The sequence below is a fragment of the Parerythrobacter lutipelagi genome (assembly GCF_005434975.1).
GTDB lineage: Bacteria > Pseudomonadota > Alphaproteobacteria > Sphingomonadales > Sphingomonadaceae > Parerythrobacter_A > Parerythrobacter_A lutipelagi.
Genome location: NZ_SKCJ01000002.1, coordinates 39,274 through 61,309 on the forward strand (window position 1 = coordinate 39,274; position 22,036 = coordinate 61,309).

Sequence of the window (22,036 nt, forward strand, 5' to 3'; positions counted from 1 at the left end):
CCATGGACACCTATCTTAACCATCTGCTTTTCGGAATTTACCCGTATATCGCACTCGCCACTCTGGTGGTGGGATCGATTATTCGTTTTGACAGAGAGCCTTATAGCTGGCGCTCGGGTTCGAGCCAGCTGCTTCGACGCAAACAGCTGATGTGGGGGTCTGTGCTGTTCCATGTCGGTGTGCTGTTCGTGCTCTTCGGCCATATCGTCGGACTGTTGGTCCCCATCTGGATTTTCGACTCTTTTGCAATCAAGCATGAATGGAAGCAGGCGCTGGCGGTGTTCGGAGGTGGCTTTGCGGGAACCCTCGCCTTCATCGGCGCAACATTGCTTCTCCATCGCCGTCTGTTCGATGCACGCATAAGGGCGAATTCGAGTTTCTCTGATACAGGGATCATTTTCCTCCTGTGGCTGCAACTGGCTATTGGCCTCGCAACCGTTCCAATTTCCCTAGGCCATATGGATGGCGAGCAAATGGTTCGCTTCATGGCTTGGGCCAACGGGATATTCACTTTCAACCCGACGGCTTCGCTCTGGCTCGATGGCTCGCACTGGATTTTCCGTGTCCATATCTTCCTGGGCCTTACAATCTTTCTGCTCTTCCCATTCACCCGTTTGGTCCACATGCTGTCTGCTCCGGTCCGCTACCTATGGCGGGGCGGCTACCAGATCGTGCGTTCGCGTAAGGATCTGAGCCATGGATGATGTGATGGAACGCGTGCAGGTCAGCGTCGGCGGTGTAGAGATTGCCGAAGCCGCTATCGCCGCCGAAGCCCAAAATCATCCGGCTCCCGACGCGGAGGCCGCCTGGACGGCCGCGGCCGAAGCGCTGGCAATCCGTCAGCTTCTACTTGCGGAAGCTGACCGGCTGGAAATCTCTGCCGACGAGCGCTTCGATGATGAGGGACGCAAGCTCGCAAGCGAGGATGCCCGGATGGATGCCCTCCTTAGCCAGGAAGTCGACGTTCCTGTGGCGAACGAAGAGGAAGCAAAGCGCTTCTACGACCAGCACCGCGATCGCTTCGCCAGCGAACCGCTGGTCGAAGCAGAACATATCCTGTTTTCTGCCAGCCCCGATGACTCATTCAATTATGGTTTGGCAGTCGGTGATGCGCGTATGGCGATCCGTGAATTGGAAAAGGACCCGTCGCGCTTTGGCGAACTGGCCAAGGCCAGATCTGCCTGTCCATCGAAAGAACAAGGCGGCAATCTCGGCCAGATCGGCAAAGGACAAACGGTCGCCGAGTTCGAAACAGCGTTGTTTGCCCTATCGGAGGGCGAGCTGTGCTTGTCTCCGGTAAAATCGCCTTTCGGCGTTCACGTGATCCGTGCCGGGCGGCGGGCGGAAGGCAAGCAACTGCCGTTCGAAGTGGTCGAGCAATCGATCCGCAATTATCTCGAAGAAGCCAGCTATCGGAAAGCCGTTGCGCAATATCTGTCGATTCTGGCGAGCCAGACGGAGATCGAGGGCGTGGACTTGGCTGCAGCAGAAGGACCATTGGTTCAGTGACGGATAATCGCGACTTCGGTGCCCCTGCCAGTGACCGGCGTGTTGACCAGTTGTTCGACGGGATCGGACGGCGGTTCGAGTATCTGCGCCTGTCCTTGACCGATGTCTGCAATTTTCGCTGCACCTATTGCCTGCCCGACGGCTACAAGAAGCCCTGCAGTCGCCCGACTGAGCTTTCCGCCGACGAAGTGCGCCGTATTGTGACAGCCTTTGCCAGACTCGGGCTGTGGAAGGTGCGCCTGACAGGCGGCGAGCCAACTTTGCGCCGCGACTTCGACGAGATCGCCCGGACAGTTGCAAATGTACCGGGCATCCGGCGCGTGGCGATGACGACCAACGGGTATCGGCTGGCAGAAAAGGCAGCCGCCTGGCGGGCGGCAGGGATCAGCGCGATCAATGTAAGCGTGGACTCGCTCGATCCGGCCCGGTTCGCCGAAATTACCGGGCATGACAGGTTGCGGCAAGTCCTCGCTGGTATCGACGCGGCACAAGCAGCGGGTTTTGACAGCATTAAGCTCAACGCGGTGCTGATGCGTGGTATCAACGACCGGGAACTCGAGGCAATGGTCGATTTCGTTTCGTCGCGCGATCTTTCACTCCGGTTTATCGAAGTCATGCGCACCAACGACAATGCCGAGTTCTTTGCCGAGCGGCACGTCACGGGTCAGTCTGTCATCGACCGCCTGCAGGCTCTGGGGTGGTCGCGCCTACCGCGACAGGCTGGCGCCGGTCCCGCAGTCGAGTTCGGGCATGAGCACGCGAAAGGACGGATCGGCATAATCGCGCCTTATTCGAAGGATTTCTGTTCCAGTTGCAATCGCCTGCGCGTCTCTTCGCTTGGAAAACTGCATCTGTGCTTGTTTGGCGATGCTGGCATCAATCTGCGCCCTCTGCTCCAGAACGATGGCGCAGGGGACGAACTGATCGAACGCATCCGCAAGCTTACAGCGACCAAGGCTCCGGCGCATCGGCTTCATCAAGGAAATAGCGGTGCCACGCCGCACCTGGCATCCATCGGAGGTTGAATTGAACCAGTCGCTTAATGTTGAACTTTGCGGCAAGCTGGCAGACAGCTACGGGGGCTCTGTCACGCTCGACATTTCACCTAGCGGCTTGCCGGTCAGGGAGCTCTTCGAGGCGGTAAGCAGTGCGTATCCCTTGCTCGCACCGATCCTCGCTGGCGGTCGCATTCGGGCTTGCGTCAACGAGACGATCGTACCCGATGATGCGATCATTCGCCAAGGCGATACAGCGGCGCTTTTTCCTCCGGTTTCGGGCGGATGACGGCGTTTGTCGAAGTAAAGCAGGAGGTGTTCGATCCGTCTGTATGCCTTTCGCAGTTTACAGGGCGGATCGGTGATGAAGGGGCCGTCGTAAGCTTCACCGGAAGAGCCAGAGGGCAGACCAAGGACGGTTTGCCGATCAACGCGCTGGTCCTTGAAAGCTACCGGGGCGTCACATTGGCCTCTATGCAGCAAATCGCAGCAGACGCGCACGCAAAGTTCGCAATAACCGCAAGCCATGTCATTCATCGCGCGGGCCGGATCAAACCGCTGGAGGCGATAGTGTTTGTGGCAACGGCCTCACCCCACCGCAGAGCGGCGTTCGAAGCGGCCGACTATCTGATGGACAGGCTCAAGACAGAAGCAGTTTTTTGGAAGCGCGAGGAGCATGCAAACGGCTCGGCCTGGATCGAGCCGACCGATGCGGACAGGAGCGATGTTGCGCGCTGGTGAAGCACGTCATCCGGATCAGCTGCGATGCAGCCTGCGACAAAACGCGCTGCAATATGCCTTTGCTTTGTTTGGTTCAGCCCCAGAATGCTTGAGTGACTGCGCGGTGATCATCGACCGCTTTGACAAATGGGATCGCCGCCACCGCCTCGCGCGAAGGCAGCAGTGCGTCCTCGTCCTGCACGGTTCCTGTCAGGGTAACGACGCCCTCTGAAACGGCCACGTCAGTCAGCCACGCGCTTGCACCCTTAATGGTCAGAAGCTTCTCGATCACCCGTGCACGAATGATGTCGTCATCATTGGTCATCGGTCCATGCGAGCCTACTGGTCGCACGATCAGCGCTCGCACGATATCAGCACGACTGACGATACCGACGAGATTGTCGTCGCGCAGGACCGGCAGGTGCTTGATCCGATGTTCATCCATGAGGTTCGCGATTTCGGACAGGGTGGTGGTCTCTTCGACGCTGACGACGACCGGTGTCATGACCTCGCCAACCGTGTGTCCGAATGCCTTCACGCATTCAGGTTCCGGGGAATCAACGTCGCAGGTGTCGGGCGGGTTGCCCAACTCCTCCCGGTGGAGCAAATCGGTTTCGCTTAGAATGCCGACAACCTTGCGACCGGAAACGACGGGCAGCGCGCTGACTCCGTGATCGATCAGCATTTCTGCAGCGTCATGGATCGATACATCCGTGTGTATCGAGATCACCGATCCGCTCATGATGTTGCAGGCTTTGAGTTCTGCAAGGGTAGGGGGGCCTGTTCCCTGGCCATTATCATCACTGCGTCTTGTGGCAGGCTTCGTATTGGTTGCTTTGGTCATAATAACCTCCTTGATGGCGGAGGCATCACTTCATTCTCAGTGGGTCGCGAGACGGCTGGCTGCAAAGCCTCGAAGCCCAGTTGGAGTATGTGAGGTCACCTCCATTTGATTATCATGCCATAAAGCCACCAGTCAGTCATTGATCCGCGTCAAATACGCGTGAGCAAATCCCGGACAAAGAAAACACCAGTCAATCAAAGGAAGTATGTCGTGCCCGGAATAGACGATAGCCTGGAGTTTCATCCACTTAAGGTTGCAGTTCTTACCGTATCGGATACGCGGACACCGGAGACCGACACGTCGGGCGCGCTCTTCGCCACACGCCTCCAGGAGGCTGGGCATCATCTCGCAGGCCGCGCTATCGTGCCTGATGAGGTCGACTCAATCCGCAAGCAGGTATCTGCCTGGGTCGCAAATCCGGACGTGGACGTTATTGTCAGCACCGGAGGAACCGGATTCACGCCCCGCGATGTCACGCCTGAAGCCGTAGGTCCGTTGCTGCGCAGAGTGATGGACGGCTTCAGCGTCGTCTTCCATCAGGTAAGCATGGACACGATCGGCGTTTCCACGCTGCAATCCCGCGCATTCGCAGGCCAGGCCGATGACACGTTCATATTCTGTGTTCCCGGCTCCACAGGAGCCTGCCGCGATGCTTGGGATCGCATTCTCGCGCTCGAGTTCGATAGCCGTTATCGTCCTTGCTCGATCGCAGGCCAAGTACCCCGCCTGAGACACCTTTGCGCATGACCGACCTTACTCATCTCGATCGAGAAGGTCGCGCAAGAATGGTTGATGTCGGCGAGAAATTGCCGACGAGGAGGAGCGCCGAGGCCTTAGGTCGCCTTCGGTGCGCACCGGCAACGCTTGTCGCGGTATCGGAAGGCCGGACGCCCAAGGGCAGCGTGATTTCGACTGCCGAATTGGCAGGGGTCATGGGTGCGAAGCGCACGGCGGACTTGATCCCGCTATGTCATCCCCTTCCTCTTTCCAGCGTCGTGGTTGAGGTGACGCTCGACGAGAGCCTGCCGGGCTTCGTTGTAAAAGGCGTCGCGCGCTGCGATGGGAAAACCGGTGTTGAAATGGAAGCGCTTACGGCAGTCTCAATCGCTGCGCTCACGCTCTTCGACATGCTCAAGGCGATTGATCAAACAATGCAGATCGAAGCGGTCCAGGTTACTTCGAAGACAGGTGGCAAATCGAGCTCATGGGGGACGTGATGATTCCTTTCGACGAGGCGATTGGACTGATAAACGACCAAGCAACTACGCTTGGTGAAGAGGTCGTACCTTTCGAACGAGCAGCCGGCCGTGTTCTCACAAGAGCTCTGGACGCCAGACGGGATGCTCCATTCAGCGCAGTTGCCGCGATGGATGGCTATGCCGTCATCGATAGTGCCACACGTCCCGGCGAGGCATTGCGGGTTATTGGGCAATCTGCAGCCGGAACGGGCTTTACTGATGCTTTAAAGCCCGGCGACGCTGTGCGGATTTTTACCGGGGCTCCCATGCCCCAGGGTAGTGACCGCTGCATCATGCAGGAATATGCCGAGCGGAATGGCGATTTGGTGGTTTTCAAGGAGGATTATGGGCCAGGCTGGCACGTTCGTCCGCCGGGCAGCGACTTCCGCAAAGGTGACCGGCTCGTATCGCCGGGCACCCGTCTGGGAGCCCGGGCAATGGTTGCTGCGGCCGCAGCCGACCTTGCCACCGTTAGCGTGAGCGTGCAGCCGCGTGTGGCCATCATCGGCACGGGCGACGAGTTGATGGTGCCAGGAACTGCATACACGCGCGCTGACGCCATTGCCGAGAGCGTAACCTACGGGGTCGCCGCCATGGCTGCCGCATCAGGGGCTGAGGTGATCGAACGAGCATTGGCCTCCGACGATCTTCCCGCGCTTGAGGATCTGGCCGGTACAATGCTCAGCTGTGCTGACGTGGTTATAGTAACGGGCGGCGCATCTGTCGGCGAACGCGATTTCGCCAAGCCGATGTTTGCCCCGCATGGACTGGAATTGGTGTTCGCGAAAGCTGCGATCAAGCCTGGAAAACCGGTCTGGCTCGGACGCGCCAAAGGCAAGTGGGTCTTGGGGCTTCCCGGCAATCCAACCTCCGCCATGGTTACTGCGCGTCTGTTCCTGATGCCACTGCTCGCGCGGCTGCAGGGACAATCGATTGCCGAAGTCAATTGCTGGCGAAAAATGGTTCTGGCGGAGGAACTACCGACGACAGGGGGGCGGGAAACCTTCATTCGCGCCAGCTGGGAGAAAGACGGCCTTGTCCCGGTCACCAACCAGGATAGCGGTGCGCAGCGTGCATTGATGCAGGCGGACTGGCTTATTCGTCGTCTGCCCAACGCGCCAGTCTGCCGCGCAGGAGAGCATGTTAGCGCGCTTGCCTTTTGAGCCGATGCCTCGCTTCTGTGAGCGCTCTCTCGTCATTGATGTTGGCAAAGGGGTCTTGCTTGGGCTCGGATTCCCACGAAACCCGCACCGCACCTGACGCTTCGGCAAAGCTCCAGAGCGATCGTCCTCCATTGGCGATATAATCTTTCAATACTGGCCGATCGACGCGCCACATGGCCGCCATCGGATGATCCTTTCCAGCGCTGACTGGCATTGCGCAACCGCCTTCCCCGATTGCCTCCTTGAGCCGAAGTAGGAGATCATCGGGCAGGAATGGCATATCGCACCCGATGACAAGCACACGGAGATGATTGTGCGTCGCCGCGAACGCAAATGCGCTGCTCAACGCGCTGATGGGACCGATATCGACTTGCTCGTCGGTCAAGAGCGGTATGCCCGGGATCACGATTTGATCGACGCTGCGCACCGCAATTGCAATTTTATTGGCATGTGTGTTGGCCCAGTCGATCGCCCGATCAAGAAGCGATTGGCCTGCCAGCAGCCGCGCATGTTTAGAGCCACCGATACGCGAACCGTTGCCCCCGGCGGCGATCACGATCGGAACAGTTGAATCAACCTTGCTGGCGACTGACTTTTCCAAATTTGTATGCGCCATGGTTTCAAGAGGTCCTCGGCATGCCTAAAATCATGGATAGAGCAGGAATTGCTGCCATGCGCCATCGCAGGTGCGTTGATAGCAAATGCGATCATGCAGCCTGAACTTGGCATTGCTCCAGAATTCGATCCGCTCGGCACGAACCCGGAAACCTGACCAGAATGGCGGACGAGGAACATCCCAAGACTTGAACCTGGCGACTACGCTGGTCAGCCGCCCGGCCAGCTCGCGCCGGTTCTTGAGCTGCGATGATTGTTGGGATGCCCATGCGCCATAGCGGCTGGCCAGCGGGCGGGTCGCGAAGTAGCGATCTGCTTCAACATCGCTCACTGACATGGCGCGACCTTCGATCCGCACTTGCTTGCCAAGGTCTGACCAGTGGAAGCACATCGCCACGGCCGAATTCTCGGCCAGCTCGGTGGCTTTGCGGCTCTTGAGATTGGTATAGAATACGAAGCCTCGCTCATCGTGCTCCTTGAGTAAGACCATTCGGCTGGATGGCTTCCCTTCGCCCGATACGGTCGCCAGATTGACTGCCGAGGCTTGCTCAGCCCCTAGCTCGCGCGTGGCCTGAGAAAACCAGTCGGTGAATTTGGCGAAAGGATCTGCAGCTTGCCTGGTCATGGTTCGATCCCATCTGACGCGTCAGCGATCTCGCCATTCCGCCAAGCGCGATCCAACCTGTGCCAGCTCAATACGGGCGATCGATCGCAAGTGAACCTCGTCAGGTCCATCGGCAATCCGCAGCGCGCGCATACCGGCATAGACTTCAGCCAGGCCGAAATCATCTGAGAGCCCACCCGCGCCATGCGCCTGCATTGCGTGATCGAGAACTCGTAGAGCCGTTCTGGGTGCAGCGACCTTGATCAGAGCGATCTCGAGCTTGGCAGCCTTATTGCCTGCTTTGTCCATCATGTCGGCGGCCTTAAGACACAGCAGTCTTGTCATCTCGATATCGAGGCGTGCTTCTCCCAGCCTTTGTTCCCATACCGACTGCTCGGACAGTCTCTTCCCAAATGCGATGCGCGACTGAAGACGTTCGGCCATCTTCTCTAGTGCGCGCTCGGCGGCACCGATTGCGCGCATGCAGTGATGAATGCGACCGGGTCCAAGCCTTCCTTGAGCGATCTCGAAACCGCGTCCTTCACCCAGTATAATGTTGGCCGCAGGAACCCGCACGTTGCGCAGCACCACTTCGCCATGGCCGTGTGGAGCCCCGTCATACCCGAATACTGGTAGCATGCGCACAATCTCCACGCCCGGCGCGTCGAGCGGAACGAGGATCTGAGATTGCTGCTGGTGCGTGTTCGCGTCCGGGTCAGTCTTGCCCATGACGATGGCGAGCTTGCAGCGTGGATCACCAACTCCGGAAGACCACCATTTGCGCCCGTTGATGACGTATTCGTCGCCTTCGCGGCGGATCGAGGTCTGGATATTGGTCGCATCGGAGGAAGCGACATCGGGCTCGGTCATCAGGAATGCCGACCGAATTTCCCCGTCGAGCAGAGGCCGTAGCCATTGTGCCTTTTGCTCTGGCGTACCGTAGCGGTGGAGCACTTCCATGTTTCCGGTGTCGGGGGCCGAGCAGTTGAACGCTTCCGAAGCGAAGCCGACCCTGCCCATTTCCTCCGCGCACAGCGCATAATCGAGATTGCTGAGCCCTGCTCCGCGATAGTCTCCGTCATCATGGTCCGACGGCGGCAGGAACAGGTTCCACAATCCCGCGGAATAGGCCCGTGCCTTCAATTCTTCGACAACCGGCGGAACTTGCCAGCGCTCGCCTTCGTGCTTGCCTAGTTGGTCTCGGTATACTTCTTCTGCGCGATAAATATGCGCGTGCATGAAGTCGCGCACGCGGTCCCGCCAATGGGACTGATTGTTTGAAAGGCTGAAGTCCATCGAGAGGGCGCTTTGCTGAAGTGTTTTACTGGCCCCTAGAGATAGACTTTGTCCGGAATTTCGAATTGATTTAGGTCAAAGCCGGTCAGAGAAATTTGATCTTTAAAGACCAGTATGGATCGTCGCGATCATGTCGAGTTTGTGCAGTCGCAGTTGCTTCCCTGGCAACGTATCGGGGCGGGCCTTGCGCGACCCAATGCTGAATACAAAATGCTAAGTCGTGATGCGGAATGCGGCGCATGCAGTGCATTGATGCGCTACCCACCGGGCTGGTCGCGTATTGGGCCGGAGCACATTCAGGCAGACGAGGAGTTTTTCGTTCTCGACGGATCGCTGGAAATGGACGGCGAGTTCTATGAACCGGACAGCTATGCCTTTCTACCTGCAGGTTGGACCCGCAAAAGCATGGTCAGCAAGACAGGCTGCGTGCTGTTGGCGTTTTACAGCCAAGAGCCACTGCTGGTAGGAGATGAAAGCGAGTGCGATATGTTGCGTGCAATACCGCATCTCAAAACCCGACAAATGGACTGGGACATGACGCTCAATGACCCCAATCTACGCCATCTGGGAATTTCGCGAAAGGATCTGCGGACTGATCCTGAGACCGGCGAACGCACGCTCCTCTCATTGATTCTTCCTCAATCTGAACCGCCGGCAGGCAATGGGCCGCAGGAAAGTCACCCGGTTGTCGAGGAATGTTACATGATTGCTGGCTCGCTCACAGGGCCTCCCGGAACAATGCATCCAGGCGCCTACTTCTGGCGGCCACCAGCCGTTCCCCACGGCCCATATGGCTCACGCTGGGGCGCCGTTTCTGTGATCCGTTTCGTCGGCGGTCGGCATGAAAATATCTGGAGTGACAAGCCAGCTAATTTCTCTTTAGAGCAGGCCTACGACCCGATTCTTCCTGAGCGACTAGCGCACCTGCGCGATTTCTCGTGGCAAGGCCCGCTTCCCTTCTAGAAGTGCCCGGATCAACAGGCCTGCCTATGAACGCCAAAGCCGGGAATGAACCAAAAGGGAGCAACGCGGAGCGCCTCGCATTGCGGCGCCGTCGGATGGAAAGCGGACCAGCGATTTTCCGCGGGGCTTTTCGCCCGTTCTTTCTCGGCGCCGCGTTTTGGGCTATCTTCACCATGTGCCTATGGCTGGGACATGTACTTGGACAAATCCCTGGCGGTTTCGTGTCTGACGCACTGGCGTGGCATCGCCACGAGATGCTGTTCGGATTTGTCGGAGCTGCAATCACTGGCTTTGCGCTAACGTCCGCGCCCAACTGGACCGGACGCTTGCCCATCGCCGGATGGCCGCTTGCAACGCTATTTTTCTTTTGGTGTGTAGGGCGGGTTCTCCCGTTTGGCCTAGCGGATACGAGTGCGGCCCTTATTGCCCTCGATGGAGGGTTCTACCTTTTTCTCTCTTTTCTGATCGGGCGCGAAGAGACCCACGGTCGCAAACGAAGTCTCACCATTTGCATGGTTATTGCGGCGTTTGGTTTAGCCGACATTCTTGATCGGATGGAGATGGCAAAATGGATCGATAGCGCGGGCCTGGGGTGGCGAGCGGGAATAGCTCTCGTGACCGCTCTTGTCATGCTGATCGGAGGGCGGCTTATTCCCAGCTTCACGCACAATTGGTTGCTGAAGCAAGTCAGGCTGGACCCCACCCCGACCCAGCCGGACCTGACAGACGCCATTGTCATGGCCGTCACGATTGGCGGCTTGCTCGTCTGGATTCTTGCTCGCGCAAGCGGCGCATCCGGAACCCTGCTGATGCTCGCGGGCCTTGCCAACTTCGCGCGGTTGGCCAGGTGGCAGGGCTGGCGCTGTTTGCCTTGCCTACCGGTATTTGTTCTTCACCTGGGATATTTTTGGCTCGCACTCGGCCTGCTCCTCCTCGGAGCCGCGCAATTCGGATGGATCAGCGAGAGCCCTGCAATTCATGCGCTTTCGACAGGGGCGATGGCGACGATGATACTTGGCGTCATGAGCCGCACGTCGCTTGCAATGACAGCGCGCGAACCGAGTTTTAATTTGGCCATCGCATCGGCATGCGTTTTGATTACCCTAGCTGCTATTGCTCGCGTCGTGGCCGGGCTGCAAATTGGGCAGTCCTTTGTTCTTCTTGTTGTTGCGGGCTTTGGGTGGCTAGGAGCATTCGGGCTCTTCCTGGTTGTCTTTGGCCCGATACTCAATTCGCCGAGAAGAGGGGCTCTGGGGAAATAGCTGTCCAGTCACGAATGCATGGCTCACAGGCTGCTACCCCCTTTTGGTGAGCGGTGGGTGACAGTTCTCAGAGTTTCTCTTGGTTGTTTCCGGGCCAAAACCCTCTTTGGCTTGGCGAGCCTAATTAAACGCGCTATTCCAACAATATGGATTCTCTCGAAATCGAGCCATCATTAAACTTCTGCCAGGCTTGTGCTGTCCGCAACCGTGCGATCTGTGCTGACCTCGACGAGGATGAATTAGGATTGCTGAACGCAATCGGTCGGCGAAAACGGCTTCAAGCAGGTGAACAGTTACTTTGGGAAGGCGATGACGCGATCATCGTCGCCAATGTGGTGGAAGGTGTCCTCAAGCTTTCGACGCAGACGGCGGATGGAAGAGAACAAATCCTTGGGATTGTCTATCCGTCGGACTTCCTAGGTCGACCCTTCGGTGAGACCACACCCTATGGCGTCGAGGCGATTACCGATGCGCAGGTCTGTGTATTTCGGCGCACCGATTTCGACAGGTTTGCCCGAGAGCACCCCCGGCTTGAGCACAAGCTCCTTGAGCGGACGCTGGCCGAATTGGATCGCACGCGGCGCTGGATGGTGCTGCTGGGGCGAATGAATGCCGAGCAGAAATTGGCCACCTATCTTGTCGAGACGGCAGAAAGGCTCATTCCTGCAAACTGCAAAGAGTCGGAACTGGGTGATGAGCGATCGCTGACCTTACCTCTTTCCCGCCAGCAAATGGCTGACGTTCTTGGCCTCACGATTGAGACGGTTAGTCGGCACATGACCAAGCTGAAGAATGATGGGTTGATCGGTCTTCCAGGCCGACGCGAACTGACAATCAATTCGTTGAAGGCTCTCGCAGAACGAGGGGGTTAGTCTGGCCCAGGCCAGCTGAGAAGCAAGCTGGCCGTGTTATAAGTTTCGGACCCCCGCACCAACCGGTGCTTCCACGAGACCGAATACGAAACGTTCGGTTTGACCGAAATCAATGACGTCGCCTCGTTGATCATCCAGATTTCGCTGATGCATGCAAAGCAATCAGCTGCGGCCTCGCCGACTTCGATCGTTTTCACGGGAGCGACAGCACCTGTGGCTTCTCTTGGCGCTAACGAAGCAACGCATCTTCGTCTGCAGGCGCTTACCAGATATGTCGGCGCTCGCTCCGGAGACTCTCGAGTAACTGATAACAGCGCCAGCCAGGTGGTTCTTGTCGTTGAGGGTGCGGTCAAGCTCATAGCCAGTGCGTCAGCCGGACGCACTCAGGTGATGGGGTTCTACTTCAAGGACGACTTCATCTACGTGCCCGCACGAGAAACGCATGCCTATAATCTCTGCGCCTTGAAGGACTGCGAGCTTGTCGCCTTTCCGGCCACGGAATTCATTCGTCTGGCTCAAAGCGACAAGACCCTCAACAACAATTTCCTGAGTCACCTGCTGCGCGCCCTCAGTCGTTGTCGCGAAAAATCTCTTGCTCTTGGGCAAAAGACTGCGCGGGAGCGGGTCGCGACGTTCCTGGTCAGTATGGCGGAGCGTATCGGAGCTCCGTTCTCAAATGGAGCCCTGCTCGACCTTCCCATGTCTCGTCGTGATATCGGCGACAATATTGGTCTTACGATCGAAACCGTAAGCCGCCAAATGACGGAACTGCGAAATGCGGGCCTCGTATCCACTTCTGGGAGATCGCAGGTCAAAATCCTTGATCTTGCCGCGCTCAAGCAAGAGGCAGGTCATCTCTCCGGCTTGAGCTGAGAGCGACGCCGACCCGGCACGTGGAAATGCTCTGCATTGCCTTGGTGTTTGGAAGTTGCGACCGGCGCGTCGTATGATTTGATACAGATCAAGGACTTCCGAAAAGGGAGAGCGCATCCGTTGGCCATGTGGCCTTACCATCCCGAATTGCTCGAACAGCCTGTCCCGCGCTACACCAGCTTTCCGACTGCAGCCGAGTTCGAGGCGATCGACGCAGGCGATTACAGCACTGCGATTGAGAGCACGTCCGGAGACGTCTCGCTCTACGTGCATATCCCTTTTTGTGAAAAGATCTGCCATTACTGTGGTTGTAACACGGGTGCTGCAGGACGCCGACACAGACTGGAATCATATCTCGAAGCGCTGCATCGTGAGATCGAGACGGTCTCGCGCTTGCTCCCTTCGAACTCGCAGGTGCGCCGAATTGCATTTGGCGGCGGTAGTCCCAATGCGCTCGCACCCACGGATTTCGTCCGCCTCGTCGATGATCTGATCATCCGCTTCGGAATCTCTGATCCGGTTTTCTCCATCGAACTTGATCCACGCACAATGTCTCGTGAATGGGCCGAGGTCATAAGAGCGCTTGAGATCGATCGCGCAAGCCTTGGCGTTCAGACCTTCGCGCCGCATTGCCAGGAAGCGATAGGGCGTGTCCAATCTGAGACATTGATAGCCGAAACGACCGATCTTTTGCGTAACGCTGGCGTGACATCGCTCAACTTCGACTTGATGTACGGGTTGCCACAGCAATCCAACGATGATCTGTCCGAAAGCTTGCAGCGGGCAGTGGCGTTCGGTGCCGACCGAATTGCCCTGTTTGGTTATGCGCACATGCCGAATTTGGTGCCGCGGCAACGCGCGGTCGATGCCCGCTTCATGCCTGACCGGGCCGCGCGTTTCGAAATGGCGCAAATCGGGTTCACCTATCTTTGCTCCAACGGCTTTCGTGCCATCGGGTTTGACCATTTCGCACGCTCGGAAGACGATCCGCTTGCAATTGCTGCTCAAGCGGGAACTCTCCGGCGTAATTTCCAAGGCTTCACCGATGACAATGCGCGCGCCTTGATAGGCTTGGGTGCATCGGCCATCAGTTCATTCGAGACCCTCCTCGCCCAGAACGAGAAGAATAGCGGCCGATACCGTATGCTAGCATCGGATGGCCGTCTAGCCACCGTGCGAGGTAGGTCCAGATCAACGGATGACCGCACTCGGGGCCAGGTAATCGAGCAACTCCTGTGTTCGGGGAAGGCTCAGATATCCTCGGAAACTGAAGCCCAGGTAATGCCGTTTTTGATGCCATTTCTTGAGCGAGGTCTCGCGTGCTGTGAAGAGGGTGCCATCTCAATAACACCTCATGGGCTTCCATACTCACGGGCGATTGCGGCCTTGTTCGATCCCTATCTCGATCACCCGCCCGGCCGTTTCAGTTCGGCGGTTTAATCGAACCGTGAGCGATCAGCACTGCCACCATGAAAAGCATAAGGGTTGCGCTGAAACGCCGCAAAGCGGCGCCCGATACGATGCGATTTCCGAAGGCTGCGCAGGCGCGGTTTACACGTGTCCAATGCATCCTGATGTAAGACAGGCCGCACCTGGCCCATGCCCCTTTTGCGGTATGGCGCTTGAACCGCAGAGCGCGGCTATGGCGCTTCATGAACCCAATCCGGAACTGAATGATTTCGCGCGCCGGTTCTGGGTGGGTGCGATCCTAACGCTTCCGGTCCTGCTTCTCGCCATGGGTCCGATGATCGGACTTGGTGCGATCCGCGAAGCGCTAGGGCATCGCACGGGCCAATGGGTTGAGCTTGCCTTGGCAACTCCTGTGGTCTGGTATTGCGGCTGGCCTTTCCTTGAGCGCGGCTGGAAATCGTTTCTATCTTGGAACCTCAACATGTTCTCGCTGATCGCGATGGGCGTTGCCGCATCCTGGCTGTTCAGCATTGCTGCGGTCATTGCCCCGGAAATTTTCCCAGCAAGCTTCCGCGACACACACGGTATTGTCCCTGTCTATTTCGAGGCTGCCGCGGTGATCGTGGTGCTGGTCTTACTTGGACAAATTATGGAACTACGGGCGCGCGAAGGAACGAGCAAGGCGATCCGAGCGCTGCTTGATCTCGCTGCGAAAACAGCACGGATTGTGCGAGCGGATGGCAGCGAAGAAGATGTCGCGCTCGACCGGGTCACAATCGGCGACCTTGTTCGTGTTCGCCCGGGCGAGAAGATTCCAATCGACGGGATCGTGGTCGAAGGCCACTCTTCGCTTGACGAAAGCATGCTATCGGGCGAGCCGCTTCCAGTCGAAAAGCAGACCGGCGATATGGTCACGGGCGCTACAATCAATGGTACAGGCAGCCTGGTGATTGAGGCGCGGCGCGTTGGCGCCGACACGATGCTAAGTCAGATCGTCGAGATGGTCGCCGCAGCCCAGAGATCGCGCGCGCCGATCCAGAGATATGCCGATAGAGTTGCCGGATGGTTCGTTCCGGCGGTCATTGGCATTGCGGTGTGTGCTTTCATAGCCTGGGCAATCTGGGGGCCGCCGCCAGCCTTTTCCCATGCACTGATCACGGCTGTATCAGTCCTGATTATCGCCTGTCCCTGTGCGCTCGGACTGGCAACGCCGATGTCGGTGATGACGGCAACCGGGCGCGGCGCACAGGCGGGAGTGCTGATTAAGAATGCCGAAGCGCTCGAACGCTTCGCGACTGTCGATACACTGCTTGTCGATAAGACCGGGACGTTGACCCATGGCAAACCGCGCCTGGTCGCGGTACTCCCTAGCGAGGGCTATCATGAAAACGACATTCTACGGCTGGCCGCGACTCTAGAGCGAGGATCGGAACACCCGCTTGCCGAAGCCATCGTCGAAGGCGCCAAAGCACGCGGCATTGTCCTTGGGTCAGCCAAGAATTTCGAAGCGGTCACAGGCAAGGGGGTACTGGGAGAGGTCGATGGCAGGTCTGTGGCTTTGGGCAATCTCAAGCTATTGCAAGACCTTCGAATCGAGCCACCGGTGCTTGCAGATGCAGCGGACGCTCGCCGCGATGAAGGCGAAACGGTGATGTTCGTCTTGGTCTCAGGCGAAATGGCTGGTCTCCTCAGCGTCGCCGATCCGATCAAGAAGACGTCACCAACCGCGCTCAGGGACCTTCGTGGTTTGGGCTTTCGTATCATAATGGCGACCGGCGACAATGAGTGCACCGCGCGGGCAGTTGCGGCAAAACTCGGGATCGATGAAATCCGAGCCGATGTGCTACCCGAAGACAAGGCGCGGATTATTCGCGAACTACAAGGCGAGGGTCGGCGAGTCGCGATGGCGGGCGATGGGGTGAATGACGCCCCCGCACTGGCGCAAGCGAATGTCGGCATCGCAATGGGGACCGGAGCTGATGTGGCAATCGAGAGCGCCGGAATTACTCTCGTCAAAGGCAATCTTGATGGGATCGTTCGCGCGCGGAGGCTAGCGCGCGCAACCATGCGCAACATCCGGCAAAATCTGTTCTTCGCCATTGTCTATAATGGAATAGGCGTACCAATCGCTGCCGGCGTGTTATATCCGTTTTTCGGCATCCTCATCAGCCCGATGTTGGCGGCCTGTGCCATGAGCGCGTCGTCGGTTTCGGTCGTGATCAATTCGCTTAGGTTAAGAAACCATCCAATCTGAGCAGTCACAGATCTATTCACGGTCGTGTGTTTCTATCGGGTGCAAGCCTCCAGTCTGTCGTGTGAGGCGTCGAAAAAACAACGATTCGAGTCCCTAAAAAGGCATCGAACCAATGCATTAGTCGGTTTTTGAGGGCCTTTTGCGGGCTCTTCGCATAGACCGAATTTTCTAAATATCTGAGAATAGGTTGAAAAAGAGGCCGAATGTGATGCCTCTTCTGGGCACCAATTTCGGTAAGTGTTGAAGGCAGCGGATTGCACGTCAGGCTGATCTGGCGTGGTCCTACTGGCCTCATTCTCTCTGACTCGCTATCAATTGCGCTGGTGGTTGGGCTATGGCTTGGCGATGAGCACACGCGGTTTTACAGTCCTGTTTTTGGCGATGGTTGTGTCCGCTTGTGCCACGAGCCATGCGGGTCCCGTACCAATTGCGTCGGCACAATCCGGGCCGGAGTGCGGTGACACCCGCCAATTGGTGAGCAACGACATCGCCGAACTGGCTATCGATACAGCTATTTCGACAAACGGCAGGTCCGGCATGCTGTCAGTGACGGCTATTCCAGCGCGAACAGAGCAGGCGAGCAAAGCGGCGCTGAGCGTTCGCCTGATCGACGGCGACGTGATCCTCTATTCGCGCACCGGGTCCTTCGTTAATGGCCAACCAGTCATTCTTGCAGCCAGCTTCCCGTCCGTCCGGGTTTCGGCTCCCGGCGCAGACGCGGAATACTCACTGGAACTGGTTTTCACTGCGCTGGATGGCAGAACTCTCGTTCGAGAGGAGCACGTTGTCCGGTTTGCGGCCGCGTGCGGGCAGGCAGGAACATAGATGTCTGTTCAGTATCGACCGGGTATCGCAGCGACTGGGGTTGCGTCCAGCCTGCAAAATATCCATCGCAAGATCCGAGTCCTGTGCAATTTGCTTGGCGAAAGATGATGGCATGAAAGCGAACATGATTGGAAAAGCGCGTTCATGGTTGTTTGCACCGGGGGACAGCGACCGAAAAATGGCCAAGGCTGCCGAAGGCGAGGCCGACGTGGTCATCTTCGATCTGGAGGATGCCGTCGCGGAGGAGAACAAGCCCGCGGCGAGAGCATCGGTGTACCATTTTCTCCGCGCCAACCCAGCTGACCGTGCGCGGCTTTGGGTCCGGGTGAACCCGCTCGATGGACCGCATACGGCGCACGATCTTGCAGCAATCATGCCCGGAAAGCCCGGCGGCATCATGCTGCCGAAGTCACGCGGACGGCACGATGTGGAGCAACTGGACCGGCTGCTCTCTGCGCTTGAGGGTGAACACGAAATCGAACCGGGAAGCACTCCGGTTATCGCACTGGTTACGGAAACCGCCGCGGCAATGTTCACCACTGGAGACTATGCCGGTTCGCCGCGCCTCGCCGCGATGACCTGGGGTGCAGAGGATTTGGCCGATTCCATCGGTGCGCAGACCAATCGCGATCCCGATGGCGAATTTTCTTTCACCTACAAGATGGCGCGCAGCCTATGCTTGCTTGGGGCAGCGGCGGCGGAAGTTCTGCCGATAGAGACAATCGATACTGACTTTCGCAATCTCGAAGGCTTGCAGGCACGGGCCGAGCAGGTCCGGCGCGAGGGCTATCGCGGGATGCTGGCGATCCACCCGGCTCAGGTGCCGGTGATCAACGCGGCCTTCAGCCCGAGCGCCGACGACATTGCCGAAGCGCGCGAGATCATCGCACTGTTCGCGGCCAATCCCGGTGCGGGCACAATTGGCTGGAACGGCAAGATGCTGGATCGTCCGCATCTGTCGCGCGCGCAGCAATTGCTGGCGCAGGTCGAGGACTGATCAGCGGGAAATCGCCGCGACTTCGCTGAGCACGCGCCCGGCCCATTCGGGGCGGCAGATCAGCAGATCGGGCATGTAAGTGTCGGCATTGTTGTAGCGTAGCGGCGACCCGTCGATCCGGCTGGCATGCAGGCCATGGGCCAGTGCGACGGCGGCGGGGGCGCAATTGTCCCATTCATATTGTCCGCCTGAATGGAGATAGATTTCTGCCTCGCCGCGCACCACGGCCATGGCTTTAGCGCCCGCGCTGCCCATCGGTACCAGATCACCGCCAATGCGTTTGGCCACTTCGACCGCTTCCTTTGCCGGCCGGGTCCGGCTTACCACTAGGCGCGGGGTTTGTGCCGCCTCCGGCAATACTTGCGGCCTGTCGGTGCGCAGGACTGCATCCAGACCGGGCAGGCCAACCGCGCCAATGCTGGGCTGGCCGTCGATCGACAAGGCAACATGGACCGCCCAGTCCGTGCGGGTTTCGCCGTATTCACGCGTCCCATCAACCGGGTCGACGATCCATACGCGGGCCTTGCCGAGCCGCTCTTCACTGTCCTTTTCCTCTTCGGACAAGAGGCCGTCGTCGGGCCGGAGCCTGCGGATTTGCTCGCACAGATAGCGGTTGGCGGCATCATCCCCCGCCTTGCCAAGCGCTTTGCCGTTGAGGCCCGACGTTGCGCGGATATCGAGCAAGATGCGGCCCGCTTCATAGGCCAGCTGCGCCGCCAGTTCAGCATCGGACGTATCAGCGGTCATCAGCTTGCTCATTTGAGCGGAAGGACTTGTTCGATAATATAGCTGGCGGCCTCTTCGGGCGTCATCTCGACAGTGTTCACGCGAATTTCGGGCTCCTCGGGCTCCTCGTAAGGACTGTCGATCCCGGTAAAGTTCTTCAGCTCACCGGCCCGCGCTTTCTTGTAGAGCCCTTTGACATCGCGCGCCTCTGCCACTTCGAGCGGGGTATCGACGTGAATCTCGATAAATTCGCCGTCGCCCATCATATCGCGAACCAGCTGCCGGTCTGCGCGGAAGGGGGAGATAAAGGCAGTGAGTACAATCAGGCCGGCATCGGTCATCAGCTTGGCGACCTCGCCGATCCGGCGAATGTTTTCGATCCGGTCGCTTTCCGTGAAACCCAGATCCTTGTTGAGACCGTGCCGGACATTGTCGCCGTCGAGCAGGAAGGTGTGGCGGTTCATCATCGCCAGCTTCTTTTCCACTTCGTTCGCAATGGTGGATTTCCCCGAGCCGGAAAGCCCGGTGAACCACAACACGCGTGGCTTCTGGTTTTTCAATGCGGCGTGATCGTCGCGGGTGATGTCGACCGCCTGCCAATGCACGTTCTGCGCCCGGCGCAAGCTGAAGTGGAGCATCCCTGCGCCGACCGTACGATTGGTCAGCTTGTCGATCAGGATAAACCCGCCAAGGCTTCGGTTCTCCCGATAAGGCTCGAACACGACCGGCTTGTCGGTCATGATCTCGGCCACGCCGATGGCATTGAGCTCCAGCGTCTTGGCCGCCAAGTGCGACCCCGCGCCGGTCGGATCATTGACATTGATTTCGTATTTCGGCGGCTGGACCGTTGCTGAGACAGTCTGCGACGCGAGCTTCATGGCATAGGCACGCCCGGGCATCATGGGCTCATCGTCGAGCCAGACGATAGTCGCTTCGAACTGGTCCGAGACTTCGGGCGGCGCATCGGCCACCGCGATCACATCCCCGCGCGAGCAATCGACCTCGTCATCGAAACACAGCGTTACAGACTGACCGGATTGCGCTTCATCCAGCTCGCCGGCGAAAGTGACGATGGACTTTACGGTGCTGGTCTTGCCCGATGGCAACACGCGGACGGTGTCGCCCTGCTTGACGCTGCCGGTGGCAATCTGTCCTGCGAAGCCGCGGAAATCGAGGTTGGGCCGATTGACCCATTGCACCGGCATGCGAAACGGCTTCTCGAGATTGGCCGTGCTGCGAACTTCGACCGACTCTAGATGGTCGATCAGCGATGGACCTCCATACCACGCGGTGTTGCCGGACCCTTGCGTGATATTGTCGCCAGCAAGGCCGGAGATCGGAATGGCCGTGAAGTCTGCGATGCCAATTTCGGCCGCGAAAGCGGCGTAGTCCGCGACGATCGAGTCAAAGGCCGTCTGATCGTAGTCGATCAGATCCATCTTGTTCACCGCCAGCACGATATTTGTGATGCCCAATTGATGGCACAGAAAGCTGTGTCGGCGGGTCTGGACCAGAACGCCCTTGCGCGCATCGATCAGAATGACGGCCAGATCGGCTGTCGAAGCCCCGGTCACCATATTGCGTGTGTATTGTTCATGGCCCGGGCAGTCGGCGACGATGAATTTGCGTTTCTCCGTAGTGAAGAAACGATAAGCAACGTCGATCGTGATGCCCTGTTCGCGCTCTGCGGCGAGCCCGTCGACCAGCAATGCAAAGTCGATTTCCTGACCCTGTGTGCCGACGCGCTTGCTGTCGCTTTCGAGCGCCGCCAACTGATCCTCGAAGATCATTTTGCTGTCGTAAAGTAACCGCCCGATCAGGGTGGACTTGCCGTCATCCACACTACCGCAGGTGATGAAGCGCAGCATCGACTTGTTCTGATGCTGGTCGAGATAGGCGTCGATGTCATCTGCGATGAGCGCATCGGTTGCGTAAGCGGGAGTGGTCATCAGAAATATCCTTCCCGCTTCTTTTGCTCCATCGACGCGTCGCCAGCATCCTTGTCGATCACGCGGCCTTGCCGTTCGGAGGTAGTTGTGAGCAGCATTTCCTGCACCACTTCGGACAAGGTCGAAGCGGTGCTCTCAACTGCACCGGTCAGCGGGAAGCAGCCGAGCGTGCGAAACCGGACAGACCGTTCGGTAATCCGGGGGCGATGGCCGAGCACTTGCTCAAGCCGTTCGATATCGTCGGCCATGAACAGCCCGCCCTCGTATTCATAGGTCGGGCGTGGAGCGGCAAAATAGAGTGGTACGATCTCGATATTCTCAGCCATGATATATTGCCAGATATCGAGTTCGGTCCAGTTGGAAAGCGGGAAGACACGGATGCTCTCACCCTTGTTTTTCCGCGTGTTGTAGAGGTTCCAAAGCTCGGGCCGCTGGTTCTTTGGGTCCCAGCCGTGGCTCGCGCTGCGGAACGAGAATATCCGCTCTTTCGCGCGGCTCTTCTCTTCGTCACGGCGCGCGCCGCCGAAGGCTGCGTCGAAGCCAAATTTGTCGAGCGCCTGTTTCAGTCCCTGCGTCTTCCACATGTCGGTGTGGGCAGGTCCGTGATCGAACGGATTGATGCCGGCTTTCAGCGCTTCAGGATTTTGATGCACCAGCAATTCCATGCCTGCATCGTCCGCGCTCTTGGCGCGCAGATCGTACATTTCCCGGAATTTCCAGGTGGTATCGACATGCAGCAGCGGAAAGGGCGGCGACGAAGGAAAGAAGGCTTTCTTGGCGAGGTGCAGCATCACAGCGCTATCCTTGCCGATCGAGTAAAGCATTCCCGGCTTTTCAGCCTCGGCAACCACCTCGCGCATGATGTGGATGCTTTCGGCTTCGAGCCGTTGGAGATGGGTCAATCCTGGAGTCATGGTGCCA

The 22,036-nt window shown here is 58.3% G+C and carries 23 protein-coding genes; 16 read left to right on the top strand and 7 right to left on the bottom strand.

The features are described from left to right. The first annotated feature begins 2 nt into the window (after positions 1–2). The 5 genes from narI to E0502_RS08625 are packed head-to-tail and all read left to right on the top strand — an operon-like array spanning position 3 to position 3,245. Positions 3–704 (top strand): respiratory nitrate reductase subunit gamma, encoded by a 702-nt coding sequence (narI, locus tag E0502_RS08605; RefSeq protein ID WP_137677623.1) that lies wholly within the window; start codon positions 3–5, stop codon positions 702–704. Beyond that, positions 697–1,509 carry a peptidylprolyl isomerase gene (locus tag E0502_RS08610; RefSeq protein ID WP_137677624.1) on the top strand — a complete coding sequence of 271 codons (813 nt, stop codon included), beginning with the start codon at positions 697–699 and terminating at the stop codon, positions 1,507–1,509. Before narI ends, E0502_RS08610 begins: the two co-directional genes overlap by 8 nt. Continuing rightward, positions 1,506–2,534 (top strand): GTP 3',8-cyclase MoaA, encoded by a 1,029-nt coding sequence (moaA, locus tag E0502_RS08615; RefSeq protein WP_240048969.1) that lies wholly within the window; start codon positions 1,506–1,508, stop codon positions 2,532–2,534. The genes E0502_RS08610 and moaA overlap by 4 nt, the downstream gene beginning before the upstream one ends. Before the next feature lies 1 nt (position 2,535). Next, positions 2,536–2,793 carry a MoaD/ThiS family protein gene (locus E0502_RS08620; RefSeq protein WP_034960244.1) on the top strand — a complete coding sequence of 86 codons (258 nt, stop codon included), beginning with the start codon at positions 2,536–2,538 and terminating at the stop codon, positions 2,791–2,793. Then, complete coding sequence (locus E0502_RS08625) at positions 2,790–3,245, top strand: molybdenum cofactor biosynthesis protein MoaE (protein WP_034960243.1); 456 nt, start codon at positions 2,790–2,792, stop codon at positions 3,243–3,245. Before E0502_RS08620 ends, E0502_RS08625 begins: the two co-directional genes overlap by 4 nt. Positions 3,246–3,318: 73 nt before the next feature. Here the strand turns inward: E0502_RS08625 and E0502_RS08630 are convergent, their stop codons facing one another. After that, positions 3,319–4,068, bottom strand: a complete 750-nt coding sequence (locus E0502_RS08630; protein WP_137677625.1) for a CBS domain-containing protein — start codon at positions 4,066–4,068, stop codon at positions 3,319–3,321. A gap of 210 nt (positions 4,069–4,278) precedes the next feature. Here E0502_RS08630 and moaB point away from each other — a divergent pair, with 210 nt between their 5' ends. Genes moaB through E0502_RS08645 form a run of 3 tightly spaced genes read left to right on the top strand, consistent with a single transcriptional unit; the run spans position 4,279 to position 6,469 of the window. Further along, positions 4,279–4,815, top strand: coding sequence for a molybdenum cofactor biosynthesis protein B (gene moaB, locus E0502_RS08635; RefSeq protein ID WP_034960240.1), 537 nt, complete (start codon positions 4,279–4,281; stop codon positions 4,813–4,815). Continuing rightward, entirely contained in the window at positions 4,812–5,285 is a 474-nt protein-coding gene (moaC, locus tag E0502_RS08640) for a cyclic pyranopterin monophosphate synthase MoaC (protein WP_034960238.1), read from the top strand. Before moaB ends, moaC begins: the two co-directional genes overlap by 4 nt. Next, entirely contained in the window at positions 5,285–6,469 is a 1,185-nt protein-coding gene (locus tag E0502_RS08645; protein ID WP_137677626.1) for a molybdopterin molybdotransferase MoeA, read from the top strand. The genes moaC and E0502_RS08645 overlap by 1 nt, the downstream gene beginning before the upstream one ends. Here the strand turns inward: E0502_RS08645 and mobA are convergent. The 3 genes from mobA to E0502_RS08660 are packed head-to-tail and all read right to left on the bottom strand — an operon-like array spanning position 6,450 to position 8,984. After that, positions 6,450–7,085, bottom strand: a complete 636-nt coding sequence (mobA, locus tag E0502_RS08650) for a molybdenum cofactor guanylyltransferase (protein ID WP_137677627.1) — start codon at positions 7,083–7,085, stop codon at positions 6,450–6,452. The genes E0502_RS08645 and mobA overlap by 20 nt on opposite strands. A 30-nt stretch (positions 7,086–7,115) precedes the next feature. Further along, a complete protein-coding gene (gene pdxH, locus E0502_RS08655) occupies positions 7,116–7,709 on the bottom strand; it encodes a pyridoxamine 5'-phosphate oxidase (protein WP_137677628.1) in 594 nt (197 codons plus the stop codon). A 21-nt stretch (positions 7,710–7,730) separates the two neighbouring features. Continuing rightward, the gene (locus tag E0502_RS08660) at positions 7,731–8,984 is read right to left on the bottom strand and encodes an acyl-CoA dehydrogenase family protein (RefSeq protein WP_034960232.1); all 1,254 of its coding nucleotides are present in this window, start codon (positions 8,982–8,984) and stop codon (positions 7,731–7,733) included. 114 nt (positions 8,985–9,098) lie between these two features. Between E0502_RS08660 and E0502_RS08665 the strand changes: the two genes are divergently transcribed. From E0502_RS08665 to E0502_RS08700, 8 genes are all read left to right on the top strand, one after another. Continuing rightward, positions 9,099–9,947, top strand: coding sequence for a cupin domain-containing protein (locus E0502_RS08665; RefSeq protein WP_137677629.1), 849 nt, complete (start codon positions 9,099–9,101; stop codon positions 9,945–9,947). 26 nt (positions 9,948–9,973) lie between these two features. Further along, entirely contained in the window at positions 9,974–11,209 is a 1,236-nt protein-coding gene (locus tag E0502_RS08670) for an NnrS family protein (protein WP_137677630.1), read from the top strand. Between the two features lie 146 nt (positions 11,210–11,355). Continuing rightward, the gene (locus tag E0502_RS08675) at positions 11,356–12,081 is read left to right on the top strand and encodes a Crp/Fnr family transcriptional regulator (protein ID WP_137677631.1); all 726 of its coding nucleotides are present in this window, start codon (positions 11,356–11,358) and stop codon (positions 12,079–12,081) included. A 99-nt stretch (positions 12,082–12,180) separates the two neighbouring features. Then, positions 12,181–12,954 (top strand): Crp/Fnr family transcriptional regulator, encoded by a 774-nt coding sequence (locus E0502_RS08680; RefSeq protein ID WP_137677632.1) that lies wholly within the window; start codon positions 12,181–12,183, stop codon positions 12,952–12,954. Between the two features lie 126 nt (positions 12,955–13,080). After that, entirely contained in the window at positions 13,081–14,394 is a 1,314-nt protein-coding gene (hemN, locus tag E0502_RS08685; protein WP_137678748.1) for an oxygen-independent coproporphyrinogen III oxidase, read from the top strand. Positions 14,395–14,479: 85 nt separating this feature from the next. Then, positions 14,480–16,618, top strand: coding sequence for a copper-transporting P-type ATPase (locus E0502_RS08690; protein WP_275668368.1), 2,139 nt, complete (start codon positions 14,480–14,482; stop codon positions 16,616–16,618). A gap of 474 nt (positions 16,619–17,092) precedes the next feature. Next, positions 17,093–17,443 carry a hypothetical protein gene (locus E0502_RS08695; RefSeq protein WP_161593742.1) on the top strand — a complete coding sequence of 117 codons (351 nt, stop codon included), beginning with the start codon at positions 17,093–17,095 and terminating at the stop codon, positions 17,441–17,443. A 124-nt stretch (positions 17,444–17,567) separates the two neighbouring features. After that, positions 17,568–18,440 (top strand): HpcH/HpaI aldolase/citrate lyase family protein, encoded by an 873-nt coding sequence (locus E0502_RS08700; protein ID WP_137678749.1) that lies wholly within the window; start codon positions 17,568–17,570, stop codon positions 18,438–18,440. Here the strand turns inward: E0502_RS08700 and E0502_RS08705 are convergent, their stop codons facing one another. The 3 genes from E0502_RS08705 to cysD are packed head-to-tail and all read right to left on the bottom strand — an operon-like array spanning position 18,441 to position 22,029. After that, positions 18,441–19,187 carry a 3'(2'),5'-bisphosphate nucleotidase CysQ gene (locus tag E0502_RS08705; protein ID WP_137677635.1) on the bottom strand — a complete coding sequence of 249 codons (747 nt, stop codon included), beginning with the start codon at positions 19,185–19,187 and terminating at the stop codon, positions 18,441–18,443. A gap of 8 nt (positions 19,188–19,195) precedes the next feature. After that, positions 19,196–21,115 carry a sulfate adenylyltransferase subunit CysN gene (gene cysN, locus E0502_RS08710; RefSeq protein ID WP_137677636.1) on the bottom strand — a complete coding sequence of 640 codons (1,920 nt, stop codon included), beginning with the start codon at positions 21,113–21,115 and terminating at the stop codon, positions 19,196–19,198. Then, on the bottom strand, positions 21,115–22,029 hold the full coding sequence (gene cysD, locus E0502_RS08715; RefSeq protein ID WP_137677637.1) for a sulfate adenylyltransferase subunit CysD: 915 nt from the start codon (positions 22,027–22,029) through the stop codon (positions 21,115–21,117). The genes cysN and cysD overlap by 1 nt, the downstream gene beginning before the upstream one ends. Positions 22,030–22,036 lie beyond the last annotated feature (7 nt).